Genomic DNA, 15582 nt, shown 5'->3' with positions numbered 1-15582 from the left:
TTATAAACAAGTAAGTTTTTAAACAAAGTAAATACTTAAATATTATTTTAGTCTAAAGTCTAAAATACTAGAAATTATCCTATTTGCGGTACTACCGTCCCATAGTGGTATCGACTGATAGGTTTTCCATTGTCCATTAAAGAGTTTATCTAAATAAGGTTGGATGGATTTTGGGTTAGTACCAACCAATTCATTTGTTCCAAGGGTTATGGTCTCTGGTCGTTCTGTATTGTCTCGCAAGGTCATACAAGGAATATTCATTACAGAAGCTTCCTCTGTAATTCCGCCAGAATCTGTGATTACAGCTTTAGCATTCTCAACTAGGTAATTAAATTCTAAATAACTCAAAGGGGCTACAGTATGTAATCTAGGATGAGAAATCTCTAAACGTTCTAAGATTTTAGCCGTTCTAGGATGTACTGGAAATACTAAAGGTAAATCTTGAGTATGATTAATAATTTCATCAATCATAGCCTTGAGCTGACTTTCTTCATCTACATTAGCTGGGCGATGTAATGTCATTATTATATAAGCCCTGGTCTTTAGGCCTAAAGTTTTCCAAATAGATGGTGGTCTAAAATTTGGTCTTTGTTTCAATAAGGTATCGATCATTGTATTTCCGACATAGAAAATTTGATTTTCATTTACACCACTTTCTCTTAAATTTTTATTTGCCAATTCAGAAGTTGTAAAGAAATAATTGGTGATACTATCCGTAACCAAACGGTTTATTTCTTCGGGCATGCTCCAATCGTCAGATCTAATTCCTGCTTCGACATGAGCAACTTTAGTATGTAGTTTTTGTGCTACCAAGGCACATGCCATAGTAGATGTAACATCACCTACTACTAAAACCAAATCAGCGGGATTAGCCATTAAATCCTTTTCAAAATTTATCATTATTGCTGCTGTCTGTTCAGCTTGTGTGCCGCCACTGCATTCTAAATTAACGTGTGGTTCTGGAATTTGAAGCTGTTCAAAAAAACTACCAGACATGTTTTTATCATAGTGTTGACCTGTATGCACCAATCTAAAATCTATAACCTCACCATTAGTATTGGTTTCTTGTATAGCATGGATGATAGGAGCAATCTTCATAAAGTTTGGTCGTGCGCCTGCAACAATTGTAATATTATATTTCATTATTTTCTAATATCTATTTAGATGAAGATTTACAAAGAAACGTACCAGATGGATTTGACGTTTTATTCGCGAAGGCTGATTAATAAGTCTGTATGCCCATTCTAAATTATGTTTCACCCACCATTTTGGAGCTCGTTTTACATTGCCTGTATAAACATCAAAGCTTCCTCCCAAACCTTGGTACACTGCTTTATGATGCTTTTGAATTCGCTCCATCAATAACTCTTGTTTTGGCGAACCCATGGCCACAAAAACAACATCTGGTCGATGCCTTTTTATATCTTCTATTAAAGCTTTTTCTTCAAATTCTGTTTTTATATAGCCGTTTCTATAATTACATATATCAATCTCTTTAAATTCAGATTTTAACTGATTTACAGTAGCTTCAATAATCTCTTGTTTGCCACCAACCAAGTAAAACGTTTTGACTCGGTAATATTGTCTTACCAAATCTAGCCAAAGTTCGCATCCAGGGATTTTAACTACGGATTTATGCCCTTTTTTTTGTAATGCCCAAACTGCACCTACACCGTCTGGATAACCTAAATTTCTATTAATTATGGCTCTACTTTCATCTGTAGCATGTAAAATTTTTTCAGCATTGACCGCAACCAAAATTTTATGGTGTTTAAAAGCATAATCTATAAGTTCTGCTCTAGACTTTGGCGCATAGGTTATTACATTATTTAAGGCTTCTGACTGCATTTTTACACGTTAGACTCTAAATAATAATGTGCCATAGCATTAAACATAAAGGCATTACTCCAACGCATATAAGATATCTTTGAGCTCATTCCCTTTTTAATTTGGTAGTAAAAATACCCTTTTTTGTCTTGCATATTAGTAATAGTCCATATTAAGATTTTATTAAGTAAATCTTCTTGATTTTTGAACTCCTTTAATTTTGATGCCGTTACAATAATTTGTGCTGGGCAATGTATATCTATAGGGTATGTTTTATTATGATAATATTTTGGTTTTCCATCTGTTTCGAAAAAATGATCCACATAATAGTTAAAGCCCTTTTTTATATAGTATTGAAAAGAGTCATCTCCCGTATTTTGCTGATAGGTTTCAATAGCGTCTAAATTAAAACCTGTATGAAAACTATCTATCCATGACTGAACGGGTAGTAGACCATAAATCCAAGACCCATCTTCATTTTGCAGCTCACAAGCTGCAAGAATAGCTTTTTGCGCTATTTCTTTATGAACTGTATTTTTTGAATACTTATAAGTAAAACTCAAAATCTTTGCCCCTAAAAGTGAAGCGTTGATTACTGTATTATTACCATCAATAACACTATATGAAAACAAAAACCCTTTACCATGTGTTGTCCGAGATAAATCTTTTAGTACAAAATCCGCCGATGATAATATAACAGCTAATACACCTTTATCTTTTGTAATTTCATAACTCTCAACTAAGGCTTCGATACTAAATGCTGTAGCTACGACTGTTGGTGTATTTTTTTTAAACAAAAATAAACGTCTGGCTTGCCAATCAAAATTGTAACCCCAACATGCGCCAGAATAGCCTTCAACTTTCATGTCTAGGAGCAATGACGTGAGTTTTTTGACATGGTCAAGTAATTCTTCTGGTGTACCAAAGTCTTCGTATCCGTTTTGAGCAGCACGATATAATCTGCAGTATCCTAAAAGAAATAATGCGACTCCTTTAGAATTGTGTTGTTTGGGTACTAATAATAGCTTTCTAAAGTTTATAGGACTACGCTTAAACCCCTGAATCCAAGCTAATCTCGCTAAATCCCAGTGTTTTAATGGTAAAGCTTGAAATACTTTAGAATTCATCCCATCATATGGATCCCAACCCTTAAAGTTTTCGGATTCACAATAATCCTTTAACAGTTGAAAAGCATTATTTATATCCATATTTCTTCATCTTATTACCTACAAATAATTTAAAAATCAGTTTTTCCAAACCATTAATATTAGCCCTCCATCGATTTGCTGAAATCCCCTTTTCATAGCTTGAATCTACAATCTTCACCTTTTCGAGGTTAAAATCTTTAGCGTTGCAATTAATAAATAATGCTATTTCTTTAATCACAGAATTATTGTCTGCAATTATGTTTTCGTACTTCATTAATTTAATGGCATTATTAGAAAACTTGTTTTTACACTTTTCATATATTCTTAAACTCATTCGCCATTCAAATATGGTATAAAATAACACAAAAAACCTAAGAAAATATTTAACTTTAAATCTATAGTATTCTGTTTTTTGTTCTTTCCTCTTTTTTCTTATATCTGAAGCATAGATTGCACGAGGGTCTCTAGTTAAGTAGAATATTTTAGATTCTTTATAGAATTCAATTAACTCTTGTGAGTATTTATAATGAATCGGGAATTTCGCACCATATATAGTTTTACCTTCAACCTCTGCAGACAGATGTATAATACAATCAAAAATAGCATATGGTGTCAGCTCGTTCAATCTGCTTAACGCATCCGTTAATTTAGCTTTACCTATTTTTTGAATGGTTTTTATATATGGCAAGCGCTCTTTAAAATTGAAAAGTTTATCAACTATACTCTCAAGAGATTCTTCTGCTTTAATAGCATCATTTATAAGTGTATAAAAATCTTTCTTAACGGGATGTCTAAAAATTAATTCTGGAGATATAAATATATCTTTATGGGTATTTAACAACTGCATGTAAAATTTAGAACCCGTACGACCAACTCCCAAGATGAATATTTGCGTCATTTCAATTTAAAAATTGATACTTATTTTACTTCTATTTGCTTTCCGCCTTGTTTTATAGAATCTAAAACTTTAAAAGATGCTTTGGTTACAGCTACTATTTCTTTGAAAGAAATTGGAGCTTGCCCTTCAGCTAATAGACCATTAACAAAAGAGGTAACCATTTCTTTTTGACCTTTGTTCTGATTTAAGATTTTGGTCTTTTTCGGTTTTCCTTTTCCATAAATTTTAAGTTCCTTAAAATCGTTTAAAATTGCTGACATACCCGCAGAAAATACCTCAACATATTCTTTGGTCATAGTTTTTGAACCATTGGCATAATAACCAACTACTCCAGAAGATCCGTTTTCAAACTGAATTAAAATATTAAGCGTATCATTTAATTGATTTGCATCAGGAAGTGCTACTGCAGAAACTTTAGTCGGTAAGCTTCCGTTGAGATAAGTTAAATAATCAATAAAATGGCAGACTTCTCCAAGAATTCTTCCACCTCCAATCTCAGCATCTTGTATCCAGGTATCTTTTGGAATTGCACCAGCATTAATCCTGTATATCATAGTCATAGGATTGTTACCAAGCGCTTTTTTAAGTTTAGTTGTTAAAGGAGAAAATCGCCTATTGAAACCAACCATCACAGATTTTTTCATATTGGATTGGGCTTCAATAATATCTTCTAACTCAGATTCTTTTAAACACAAAGGTTTTTCTACAAATACGTGTTTATTAGCCTGTAAGCTTTTTAAAACAAAAAGACCGTGAGAATCATGACGTGTAGCTACAAAAACTGTATTTGTATTATCATCTAAAACATCTGCTTCTTTTGTTGCACAGAATTGAAATTTAAATTTTTCTGCTACACGTTTAGATGTGGTACCAGTATTAGTCAAAACTCCTACTCTCCCGACTTCAGATGATTCAGGAATATTGGGTAACAAATTCCCTTGGGCATAACTTCCGGCACCTATAAATGAGATATTTACTTTTCCAAGTGTATCATTATCTGAGGTTAGTATTCTTTCTTTAGATACTGCTCTATCGGTATTATATTTTAAGGCAATTCCTGTAAAGGGTTCAGATCTAGATACAACTAAATCGAAGGCGTCTTTTGCATTATCAAACTCAAACTCGTGAGTTGTGAGATATCCTATATCTATTCGTTTTGTAGCTATTAGGTTTTGAAATGCTTCCATGTTACGCTTTTCAGTCCAGCGTACATAGGGCAGTGGATAATCAATACCTTTCTCTTCATAATTTAAGTCATAGCGCCCAGGACCATAAGAGCAAGCCATTTTAAGTTCTAGTTCTTTTCGATACCAAAATGGATCGCGATCAAATCCAGTAGGCACAGCACCCAAAACCACAACCTTTCCTTTTTTACGAGTAATAGCTCCAGCAAAATTTATAGGGTCTAGACTAGAGGTTGCAGCTGCTATAATAACTGCATCTGCTCCATGACCATAAGTAGCATTAAGGATTTGTTCCTCCACACCAGCGGCATTTCGTGTAAGTCCTAAATCAACTACATTATTCTCTACGGCTTGATTTACCGCAGCCTCAGAAACATCAATTCCTATAACTGTAACACCCGAAGCTTTTAAGATTAGTGCTGCAATTTGACCAAGTAATCCTAGTCCTATAATAACACATGATTCTCCTAATCGTAGATCTGCTTGACGCACTCCTTGCATAGAAATGGCTCCTAAGGTATTATATGCAGCATCTTTTAGGCTAGTATTATTATTAAGCTTAACACAAAGGTTAATTGGAACAGAAACAATTTCTGCATGATTGGCATAGCCTGCACCTGCACAAGCAACCTTGTCTCCTACCTCAAACTCAGTGACTCCTTCACCTACCTCAATAACTTCACCAGCACAACTATAACCTAAAGGTGAGTATGCATCTAATTTTTTCATTACGGCTCTATACGTCTGTACTGGCCCTTGCTTCTTTAATGTATCAATGACTTGCTTTACTTGCTGTGGTCGCTCTTTAGCTTTTCCTATCAAACTTTTTCGAGCTGCAACAACAGTAGAGCCTTCTGTACCTGCACTTATTATAGAGTAATGATTCTTAACAATCACCATACCTTTTCCTAACTGTGGATAAGGTACATCTTGTATTATCATATCTCCAGAACCTAATTTTTGTGTGAGTTGTTGCATTTATTATCTGAATTTGCATTAATCCAAGTATGGATATTTTCGAAATAATTTTCTACTCTAAATCTTTCGGCAAAGGTATTTAAATTATTCGAAGAAACTTTCTCATATAGAAGCTTATCTTCTAGAAGTTTTTTAATTTTTGCAACATATTTCTTTGCTAAAAATTCTTCTATAATAAAGCCATTGTAACCCGAATTAACTGTATCTGGAATTGCACCAACACCAGAACAAATGATAGGGATACCAAATGCCATAGCTTCAATTAAAACCAAGGGCTGACCTTCATTATAAGATGGTAATATAAAAATATCTATTCTTTTATAGAACTCCCATTTGGTCTCATTATGTATAAGACCTAAGAATTTTATATTATTCTTTAAGTTATTCTTTTTAATATAACTTTGAATATCCATTTTGTCCTTATCATTTCCCCATTCGCCAGCTATTTCTAAAGTAAAATTCACATTGTTAGTTTTCAGTAAATTTGCAATTTCTGTGAGTATATATATCCCTTTCTTTTCGTGCAACGCGCCAACAAAACCGATTGTTATACGTGATGAGGCGTTAATAGATTTTACACTATTTTTATTCTGATTTGGTATATCAACACCATTATCAATTACAATATTTCTATTTAAACCATATGTTTTTAGCGTTGATTTAACGGATTCTCCTAATACTCTAATGGAGTTGAATAGCCTTAGGATTTTTAAGCCTAGACTGTATGACATACCTTTAGTTTCTAGAAAATAAAAATTTCTTCCTGCTAACTCCCCGACTACTTTGCCACCAAACAACTTTGTTGTTAACAAAACCGGCAATACTTTTAGAAGCGGAATAAAATTTTTAGGAATAGACATATAAACCAAAGCTGGTCTGTTTTTAACAATGGTTAAGACATTACGAATAATATATCTTATATTAATAAATACGTTACTTATTGAAATCTTACCTTGGTTAGACTTATTTTTAGATTTATTTGAATTTTCAATGATTACAAATTCAGAGTATTGAGAAAAGTATTTAGACAATTGCTTAGCTCTTATTTCTCCTCCTCCATATGGCGGCGGTACACTTAATATCAATACTTTTTTCTTCATCAATCTATAAAAACAAATCTCTGTTTAGTGGTTTTGGTGGGTATTTTTCTAAAAGTCTCTTTTTAAGTTTTTTGGTTTCATAAGTTCTATAATGTGTTCTAAGGTCTTTGGACATTGAATTAACCAGAGCGCTTTTATTTAATACATTATGATTTAGTTTTTCTTTTAAAGATGTTTTGTGCTCACTTTGTTTCTGAGGTATAGGGTCAGAAAAATTTAATTTAACAACAGATTTATTTATATCACTCAGATGATCCATAAATACTCTAAACCCAGCTAACCAAAACCATATATCATTAGCTCTACCAACCCTTACTTCACTTGTTCTAATTATAGTTCTTAAAATATCTAAACTTTGCATATCAAATAGGTTTAAAGATTTAAACCAATCAAAATCAATGAGTGTTTCTAATTCACTTCTTAATTCGTTCTTTGACCACTTTGTATATTCATGATAATGCAATCTCAATCCTTTAATTGCGCCTTTAGTTTTCCCCCCTAAAGCTTTATTGGTTCTTGCCCATGGGAATTGTGACAATTTAGGTAAATGCCTTTCAAAGAGTTTGATATAGATTTCATTTCCTCTTATAGATGGGTGTAAAGACCATATAAACTCATAGACTTTTGGAGCTGTGAATATTTGATAAATTTTTGCATTACCATTAATTACAGACAATGCATTGCATAACCCTCCTCGCATTCGATAACCTTGCATAAAATGTTCGTAATGAGCAAATGATTTAGCGTCAGGGGTTCTTTGAAATAAATTATCAATATCTTCTGATACGATTTGCTGTCCGATATCGCGAGCAGTGGGTTGTAAAATATTAAACTTATCTAAAGGTTTTGGATGTTTTAATTGCAACAAGTGTAGGTTACTGAATTCTGCTCTACCTATAGAGTCACCAAAACTACCAGCAATGACCAACGATTTTTTGGGTAAATTCTTAAACCACAACATACTATGTAGCATCTCTGGTGAATGTAACAAACCTAATTCTTTTGAGGTGACATGGATGTTCTTTATCACTAACTCTGGAGTTAATGGTACATGAATCCATTCAAATTCTAATATTTTGGCAATTTCCTGAGCATAGACAACATCCCTAGAGTCCTTTAAGCCCCACGATACGGCCTTTGGTACAGATTTTAATTCGCCATTATTATAGAGAAATTTTAATACACCTGCAGCTATTCTACTATCTAACCCACCTGATAAAAGCACATAAATATCATCAAAATCTTTGATGACTTCTCGCATTTCATCTAATAATAATTTAAAAAATATATCGGCTAAAGTATTATAATCCTCAGTATAAAACCCATGCTCAGGAACCTGACTTAAAATCGCTTCATTATTAACGATTTTTGATAGCCATGGCTGTCTTTCAACCTCTTTTAACAATGTTCTGTTTCCACATATATATCCAAAAGACAAATATGATTGTATAGCACCAATGTCTATGTTAACGGTCTCACTTGCATGTTTTAATGCAGAATTATAATCGTCAAAATATTTTGTTTTGGATTTATACTTTGGTGGTTGAAATAAATGGTTTGAGGTCTCTACAAATGCCATAAACTATGAATTATCATTAGCTATCATATCTCCCAACTGATGACTATTTAAAAATATTACATCAGGATATTGTTGTACAATTTTTTCTAACAACTGCTTAAGTTGTTTTAATCCATTTTCTCTATTCTTTTCTTTTATCGAACCAATGAAATTAACCCGATGACTCGATATAATAGCTGGAGTCTTTTTACTAAATGCCCTCTCAACTTCTTTGAAAGTTGATTGCCAATAATCACTATTATTAGATTTGGAAGGTTCAAAAGTACAGTTCCTTACTAAATAGAGCATGTCATTAATTTTTGATTTCTCTCCTAAATAATGTGGAATGTAATTTGTGGTGTTTTTCATATGATGCTCTTGAAGAAACCCGCCTTGAATAAATTTAACCCCATTTTTATTCCATATTTTTTCAGCTGACTCAGTCCAACCACAGTTTGGTGCTATCGTTGTTTTTGAACCAAATCCAAATTCGGCTTTGAAAAGTTTTGCGCCTTCAGATATTAGATTATCCAGATTAACATTTTCATTTTTCAATATCTGGTCATCTATATATGGTGGATGATAATAACTTGTTGAAGTTTTAGATACCACACGTGGCACACCACACATTTTTAGCTTAAATGTTTCTAATGCTTCCGCTTTGTTTTGTTTTAAATCAGTCATCCAATCCCAATAACGTACATGCTCTCTTGCATGGAGTTGAGGAAAAAACATATTAGTTTTTAAACCTTCTTTCCACAAATCTCTTACTTGATCTCGACCTTGGTAATTTCCTAAAGTTGTATCAACGGTTTCGTATTTGTATGTGCTGAAGTTATTATTCTGAATAGCTTCAAAATCTGGATTTGCCAATATCATATTAGCAGTAACTGAAGCTGGATTATCTTGCACATCTCTAACGGCATGTAAGGTTTCATATAAAGCAACCATATCCTCATTTGATTCTAAGGCATCAAGAGTATATGGTGATTTAGACATGTCGTAGCCCAGATTTTGCAAGTTTCTATAAGCTTCTTTACCAGAAGTTCTTATTGAGCCCCAATCGTCACTTTCAATAATCACAATTTTTTTATTGGTACGCCAAGCTTTTTTTAGATATAGCCATCTGGCATATGCAGCAATAATATTCCTCTTGTTAATTTTTTTCACCTAAACTATTGTTTGTGGATGTTTTTATACTAAACATTTTGCTTAGAAATAATAATGGGGTAAATATACCTAGCTTTTTTAGATTCTAAAACTATTATATATGTCCATTAATGTTTAGTTTTAAAAATCTATCTCATCATCTTTCCATAAGGTCTCCAAGCCTTCTCTATGCGTTTCGCATTCTACAACATTACGTATCATTATGCTTTTCCACTTTGGGTAAAGCCATTTAGCGAAGTTTATTTTTCTATTTAATACGCGAAGTAATCGGTTATGTCCATGTAAACGACTTTTGTAAAGGTTTAATTCTTTAGTGCATAGTTTTTTCCATTCTTCTTTAACAAATTGCGGATTTTTAACATTATCGGAATGTGTCTTAAATTGCTGCAACATAATATGAGATGCTTCTGTATCCATCTGTTTTACACCTATGAAATTCTTAGACTGTTCAATGGGTATAAAACTAATATCTATTTTATCGCTATTTAATTTCAATTTAACAATTAGACCCTCAAACCAACTTTTATAATTTCTAGAGAGCTTTTCAAAAAGAAAATTACCTTGTCCATAGACTATAGGTTTACCCATATAATTCTCATAGCTTCCTGCAATATGAGAGTGCTGTGCTATAATAATATCAACACCTTCTTCAATAAAAAATCGTGATATATTTTGTTGATTTGGAGTTGGGTATACATAATGTTCTTTACCGCCATGATATAACATCACTATGTAATCAACTTGTTTTCTAAGTGCTCTGATTTGCCTTATATTATTAGGTATATGCAATGGGTTTGCCCCATGTGAAGTTTCTGTAGCTATGGTAAACTCATGCTCTGCCACACCTAAAAAAGCAATTTTTTTACCTTTAATTGTGACAATGTGCGTTTCACTTGCCGCTTCTAAATTCTTTCCAGCTCCAAAATAGGCGATTTGGTTATCAGACAATGTATTTATGGTAGAGTCTATACCTTGAGCTCCTTGATCTAGAATGTGGTTATTAGATAAGTTTACGGCATCAATTCCTGATGCCTTCATACCATTAACCGTTTTAGTAACTGCTCTTAAGGCTGCACCATCTTTTAAGATTGGTATTTCTTTATCTGCTAAAGGACACTCTAAATTTACAACGGTATAGTCTGCTTCTTTAAAAATTGGCAATACATCATTAAAGATATCCTCGGCTTGACCATTTATAAAATAAGGTTCAACCTTTCCTTTAGGATAAACATCACCTCCAATGATTATTGTAATTTCTTCTTTATGCATCTTTAAATCCTGATATAATAACTTTAGCTATATCGTTTTCCCCAATTACTCTAAGGCTACGTTTATGATATTTATTAAACCAAAGATAATCCTTTACATAGACTTGTTTAGAAAAACCGTACATCTCTAAATTTCTAATAGCATATTTATTAGACGGCACAACAAATACAGTAGGTAAAATATGATCTGGTATAGAGTTTACCCTAGCCAAATTAATGTCCTTACCTATAGATTGTCCTCGAAAATCTGGTTCTACAAAAAGGTTTTTCAACAAATGTGTTCCTTTTGGTATCATATAATCATAACCTGCATATTTACTAAGGTTAGCCTTTTGAACAAATCCCCAACCTGCTACTTCTTTATCCCTTACCATCACTATCGCAATTGTAGATTGCGGTATAAACGATAAAAGTTGCCTCTTCATTTTGTCGCTAAATGCTATTTCTCCATTTAAAAACTGCTCTAAGTTATTAGCATTTACTACGATAAAATCCATATCTAACTTTACAGGATTATGACCATCAATTGCCATAACAAAGAACGATGTTATCTTAACCAGTGGTAATAATAAACGTTTAAATAAGGCCTTTACTAGATAAAAGATCCCAAATTGTTTATATAAGTTCTTAATATTAGACACAATCTTAACTATACTATTTAGTCCTTTTTATTTTACTTGCAATCTCTTTAAGCTTATCGCGATATGTCTCTCTGTATCTTAAGTACAATTCTCCAATACTAAATCTCTTAGCATATAATAATTCATAATTAGTACTATCTTCATTATTATTAGTCCAGGACCTTTTGTATTGATAATTACCTGTCATAAAATTGAAAGCATGATTATCAGTACTTATAAGATGCTCTATAATTAAACCAACAGTTAAAAACCCAGGAGAATAGTAATCGAACTTAGGATTATGACTTACTTTCCAGTCATAGAAGGTTTTATTATTCAAAAACCCAAGACGGAAAGCAATAGTTTCATTATTTAGTTTTAGTAAATAGAGTAATGCTTTTTCTTTTTCAAACAATGGTTGCAATGCTTCATTCCTCATTTTGTAATAATCATCAGATAATAGTGGTCTATCATCCCCCTCCCATCTCATATTATAAATCTTTTTTGTACTCTCAAAATGCTCCATATAATCTTGCCAGGTTTTGGCAACAACAAAACTAATTTCACCTTCTCTGGTTAAGCGACGTAATTTCTTTTTGTATTGATTTCTGGAATTTTTTGATATAGTTTTTAGAAACTCATCAAATGTTAATTGTTTAAATTTAGGTGATAAAATATCTACAATTTTTTTTGACGTAAATCCATTATCTATAAACAGATTGAATGTATTTGATGTATTGTTATAATTAAAAATTTTTACAACATTCCATTTTTTAAAAGACTTAAGATGATCTATTATTAGTTTAACAGCGTCTTGGTTTGCTATGACTACTTCATAAAAATCACCAAAATGCACAGGGATGCTTTGCAATACTTTTACACCAAACTTATTCTGAATATAAAACGGCGCAATACCTACAACTTTTTGGTTTTGATCAATAACTGTTACCACATAAAGTGAATTTTGCATTTGAGTATTTTTACACCATGACTCAATCCACTCAAAATACATTTGAGGAAATGTATTAGCTTGATCTTGTAATGCTAACCAACTTTTTTTCAGGGTCGGATTCTCAAGATTATTGAATACTCTTATTTTATAATTGTTGATCATAGTGTAATCTTCCTTCTATTAATTGTCGTCTTTGCCTACCTATTATATAACCTAGTACTGCAAATCCATAAATACTATATTCATAAATTATAAACCCGGAAAAAATTGATTTGATTAATAGCGCTATAAAAAGAAGTACTAAAGGTACTTTATTTGTCATAATCTTACTGCTTTTTATATACTTAAAAAATCTGTAAAATAAACTGATTAAAATCGAAAGTCCGATAATACCATAATCATGTATTAACATAACAAAATCACTGTGCGCATAAAACTTTCCTTTTAGCACTCCCGTAGTTGGGTAAAATTGTGGTGTTGCATCAAACCCATAACCAAATATAAAATTAAATGGATTAGAGTTCAACCATCGTTCTATAGGTAACCAATAGAGTTTACCTCTTCCTGAACCCACATCATCAATATTACCAGTTTGTAGCTCTTTTATATCAGAAAATTTATCTACATAGCTATCAAAATTTAAAAAAACTACCTGATATAAAACTAAAAAAACCACACAAATAATTAGTACTCTGAATAATTTAGAGAATCGTTTTCCTGCTATCCCTTTTAAATTACTGAATAGCATTAAATAAGCAACTATTAGCACAAAAGAAAGCATTGTCCCTCTTTTAAAAGAAATAGCAACGCCGATGGTAATAACAGCAAATAGTACCGACCTATATGATACGTTTCTAAACATAAATAGATAAGGGAATGCAAATAATAAATAATAGGCAAAGTTTGATGCCCCATAGTCTCTATTGGTTTTAAACAGCGCTTCATTTGTTGTACCTGCTATAACCAATGCAAATAGAAGTATTATCGATACAACAAAGAAGTGTTTCACATAACGTTCCTTAATTGTATTCTTATAGCCAATATTTAAGAATAAAAAAAAGCCAAAAAACCATATCAATGATTTAGAAACTTTATAAAAGTCATCCTGTAAGTTATTTGCAGTAACAAACATATAACAAAAATGGACAAACATAAAAAACACTAATAGTCTACTAATTCTATTCTTGTACCACCATTTTTGCTGATTATTAATAAAAAAAAATGCTAAACTTGCTACTAGTAAAAACTTGGATATTTTTGGCACTACCCTAGATACCCCATCAAGCTTCGCTGGATAAAATATATCTACTACAGGCATTAGAGATATCAATATAAGAAGCAAAAAAACAAAATGATTTAATCTTGCTCTACCCATAGTTCTTAACAGCTAATTATATTAATTTTTAATTTATCCATAAATAGGCTCTATTTATTAGTCTTAACTACTGCTTTTAGTCCTTTCATTAACTCTATAAGGAAACTTTTATTTAATATGAATGTGATAAATAAATAAATAATAACGGCCAATAAACCCTTTAGAATAATAGACAAATATAAACTTACTTCTATATAGTTATAAGAAAATTTTAAAGCAAAAAAGTAAATCGTATTTATTATGATAAAAGGTAAAAGATCCATGAATTGATCCTTTAGTAGATACTTATAAAATTTTCCATTTAAAAGTATATTTAGAATAATGCAGAATAATGTAATACTAATCTGTCCAATTATCATTATTTCGATACTAAAAACTGAAGTTACTATTGCGGAAAATATTGATAGAATATCCCACAGTAAAGTCATATAAAGAAATTGTTTAGATAAGTTAAGTGCTTTTAAAGCATTAAGATTCATCATTTGTATTGGATACAAAACACCAATCCAACATAACAATTTTAAATAAGTTGCACTTTCAATCCACTTTTCGGTTAATAAAACTAAAATAATCTCTTCTGCATTTGAATAAAAAAAAATCATTAAAGGCGTTATAATAAAGAACAGAGAAGTTAATGACTTTTTTAATCCATTTTTAAGCAATCTAATATCGTCTTGTAGTTTAGAAAACACAGGAAATAACACATTTTGCAAAGACGTAGTAAAGGTTTTTGAAGTCATATTTTGAAGTTGGTTAGATCTGTTGTAATAACCAAGCTGTTCTGCTGAATATGCCTTACCTAATATTATAGCAAAAATATTAATCCTAAACCCTGTAAATATAGAAGACAATAAAATGTTCGCTCCAAAGGGAATCAACTCTTTAACAGCATCCCATTTAAAACTCTTCTCTGGCTTCCAACTTGTGGTCTTCCATAATATTAATACTCTTATAGTTTGAATTAGAATTACATGAATTACCAAAGCCCATAAACCAACTCCATAAATTGCCGAACTGATACTTACAGATGAAGCTACCAAAATTGAAATCAAATTAACATAGAATTTAGCCTTGAAATTTAAATTTCTAGTTAGTATAACATCATGCACAATACCTAAAGCATTAATTACAAGTATTATTGAAACTACTCTTAAGATATTTTTTAGTTGAGGTATGGAGTAATACTCCGAAACAAAGCTCGAGGTTAAAAAAATAGTAGTAGTAAATACTATTCCAAGTAAAAGATTAAAATAAAATACTGAACTAATCTCATCTTTTGTTATATCTTTTTTTTGTATTAATGCTTGAGATAGGCCTGCATTTGTAATAGTCCTGCCAAAGCTAATAAAGACCATAACAATAGCGATAATTCCAAAGTCACTTGGCAATAATATTCTTGCTAATATTAATTGCGTTAAAAACTCAAAAAAAACTGTAGAAATTCTAGAGTTAAAACTCCATATAAATGATGTAATTGTTTTTTTACTCATTACAAGTAGTTAGA

Annotated in this window: 13 protein-coding genes; all 13 read right to left on the bottom strand. The window is 31.6% G+C overall.

Annotated elements, in window-relative coordinates; genetic code table 11:
* Nucleotides 1–42: 42 nt before the first annotated feature.
* The 13 genes from wecB to Q0912_RS01215 all read right to left on the bottom strand — a co-directional run bounded on the left by wecB (nt 43) and on the right by Q0912_RS01215 (nt 15568).
* Nucleotides 43–1143, bottom strand: a complete 1101-nt coding sequence (wecB, locus tag Q0912_RS01275; RefSeq protein ID WP_299111148.1) for a UDP-N-acetylglucosamine 2-epimerase (non-hydrolyzing) — start codon at nt 1141–1143, stop codon at nt 43–45.
* A gap of 6 nt (nt 1144–1149) precedes the next feature.
* A complete protein-coding gene (locus tag Q0912_RS01270) occupies nt 1150–1848 on the bottom strand; it encodes a WecB/TagA/CpsF family glycosyltransferase (protein WP_299111146.1) in 699 nt (232 codons plus the stop codon).
* Nucleotides 1849–1850: 2 nt separating this feature from the next.
* Entirely contained in the window at nt 1851–3035 is a 1185-nt protein-coding gene (locus tag Q0912_RS01265; RefSeq protein WP_299111144.1) for a delta-aminolevulinic acid dehydratase, read from the bottom strand.
* A complete protein-coding gene (locus tag Q0912_RS01260) occupies nt 3022–3873 on the bottom strand; it encodes a sulfotransferase (RefSeq protein WP_299111141.1) in 852 nt (283 codons plus the stop codon). The genes Q0912_RS01265 and Q0912_RS01260 overlap by 14 nt, the downstream gene beginning before the upstream one ends.
* A 20-nt stretch (nt 3874–3893) precedes the next feature.
* Entirely contained in the window at nt 3894–6035 is a 2142-nt protein-coding gene (locus tag Q0912_RS01255) for a bi-domain-containing oxidoreductase (protein WP_299111139.1), read from the bottom strand.
* A complete protein-coding gene (locus Q0912_RS01250; protein ID WP_299111137.1) occupies nt 6011–7135 on the bottom strand; it encodes a glycosyltransferase family 4 protein in 1125 nt (374 codons plus the stop codon). Before Q0912_RS01250 ends, Q0912_RS01255 begins: the two co-directional genes overlap by 25 nt.
* Nucleotides 7136–7139: 4 nt before the next feature.
* On the bottom strand, nt 7140–8714 hold the full coding sequence (locus Q0912_RS01245) for an asparagine synthase-related protein (RefSeq protein ID WP_299111136.1): 1575 nt from the start codon (nt 8712–8714) through the stop codon (nt 7140–7142).
* Between the two features lie 3 nt (nt 8715–8717).
* Entirely contained in the window at nt 8718–9863 is a 1146-nt protein-coding gene (locus Q0912_RS01240) for a hypothetical protein (RefSeq protein WP_299111134.1), read from the bottom strand.
* Between the two features lie 120 nt (nt 9864–9983).
* Nucleotides 9984–11132 (bottom strand): CapA family protein, encoded by a 1149-nt coding sequence (locus Q0912_RS01235; RefSeq protein ID WP_299111132.1) that lies wholly within the window; start codon nt 11130–11132, stop codon nt 9984–9986.
* Nucleotides 11125–11664: a hypothetical protein gene (locus tag Q0912_RS01230; protein WP_299111130.1), complete on the bottom strand. Its 540-nt coding sequence runs from the start codon at nt 11662–11664 to the stop codon at nt 11125–11127. Before Q0912_RS01230 ends, Q0912_RS01235 begins: the two co-directional genes overlap by 8 nt.
* A 121-nt stretch (nt 11665–11785) precedes the next feature.
* Nucleotides 11786–12721 (bottom strand): GNAT family N-acetyltransferase, encoded by a 936-nt coding sequence (locus Q0912_RS01225; protein WP_299111127.1) that lies wholly within the window; start codon nt 12719–12721, stop codon nt 11786–11788.
* Between the two features lie 127 nt (nt 12722–12848).
* On the bottom strand, nt 12849–13835 hold the full coding sequence (locus Q0912_RS01220) for an O-antigen ligase family protein (RefSeq protein WP_299111124.1): 987 nt from the start codon (nt 13833–13835) through the stop codon (nt 12849–12851).
* A gap of 293 nt (nt 13836–14128) precedes the next feature.
* Nucleotides 14129–15568, bottom strand: a complete 1440-nt coding sequence (locus Q0912_RS01215) for a lipopolysaccharide biosynthesis protein (protein WP_299111122.1) — start codon at nt 15566–15568, stop codon at nt 14129–14131.
* Between the last annotated feature and the right edge of the window lie 14 nt (nt 15569–15582).

The sequence above is a fragment of the uncultured Winogradskyella sp. genome, from assembly GCF_947498345.1.
GTDB lineage: Bacteria > Bacteroidota > Bacteroidia > Flavobacteriales > Flavobacteriaceae > Winogradskyella.
The sequence above is the reverse complement of the archived record's forward strand: the minus strand, read 5'-3'. Positions and strand labels throughout refer to the sequence as shown.

Bases quoted from the DNA above. Each gene is read 5' to 3' on its own strand.
- wecB (WP_299111148.1), bottom strand. From the start codon at position 1,143: ATGAAATATAATATTACAATTGTTGCAGGCGCACGACCAAACTTTATG.
- Q0912_RS01270 (WP_299111146.1), bottom strand. From the start codon at position 1,848: ATGCAGTCAGAAGCCTTAAATAATGTAATAACCTATGCGCCAAAGTCT.
- Q0912_RS01265 (WP_299111144.1), bottom strand. From the start codon at position 3,035: ATGGATATAAATAATGCTTTTCAACTGTTAAAGGATTATTGTGAATCC.
- Q0912_RS01260 (WP_299111141.1), bottom strand. From the start codon at position 3,873: ATGACGCAAATATTCATCTTGGGAGTTGGTCGTACGGGTTCTAAATTT.
- Q0912_RS01255 (WP_299111139.1), bottom strand. From the start codon at position 6,035: ATGCAACAACTCACACAAAAATTAGGTTCTGGAGATATGATAATACAA.
- Q0912_RS01250 (WP_299111137.1), bottom strand. From the start codon at position 7,135: ATGAAGAAAAAAGTATTGATATTAAGTGTACCGCCGCCATATGGAGGA.
- Q0912_RS01245 (WP_299111136.1), bottom strand. From the start codon at position 8,714: ATGGCATTTGTAGAGACCTCAAACCATTTATTTCAACCACCAAAGTAT.
- Q0912_RS01235 (WP_299111132.1), bottom strand. From the start codon at position 11,132: ATGCATAAAGAAGAAATTACAATAATCATTGGAGGTGATGTTTATCCT.
- Q0912_RS01230 (WP_299111130.1), bottom strand. From the start codon at position 11,664: ATGGCAATTGATGGTCATAATCCTGTAAAGTTAGATATGGATTTTATC.
- Q0912_RS01225 (WP_299111127.1), bottom strand. From the start codon at position 12,721: ATGCAAAATTCACTTTATGTGGTAACAGTTATTGATCAAAACCAAAAA.
- Q0912_RS01220 (WP_299111124.1), bottom strand. From the start codon at position 13,835: ATGTTTGTTACTGCAAATAACTTACAGGATGACTTTTATAAAGTTTCT.
- Q0912_RS01215 (WP_299111122.1), bottom strand. From the start codon at position 15,568: ATGAGTAAAAAAACAATTACATCATTTATATGGAGTTTTAACTCTAGA.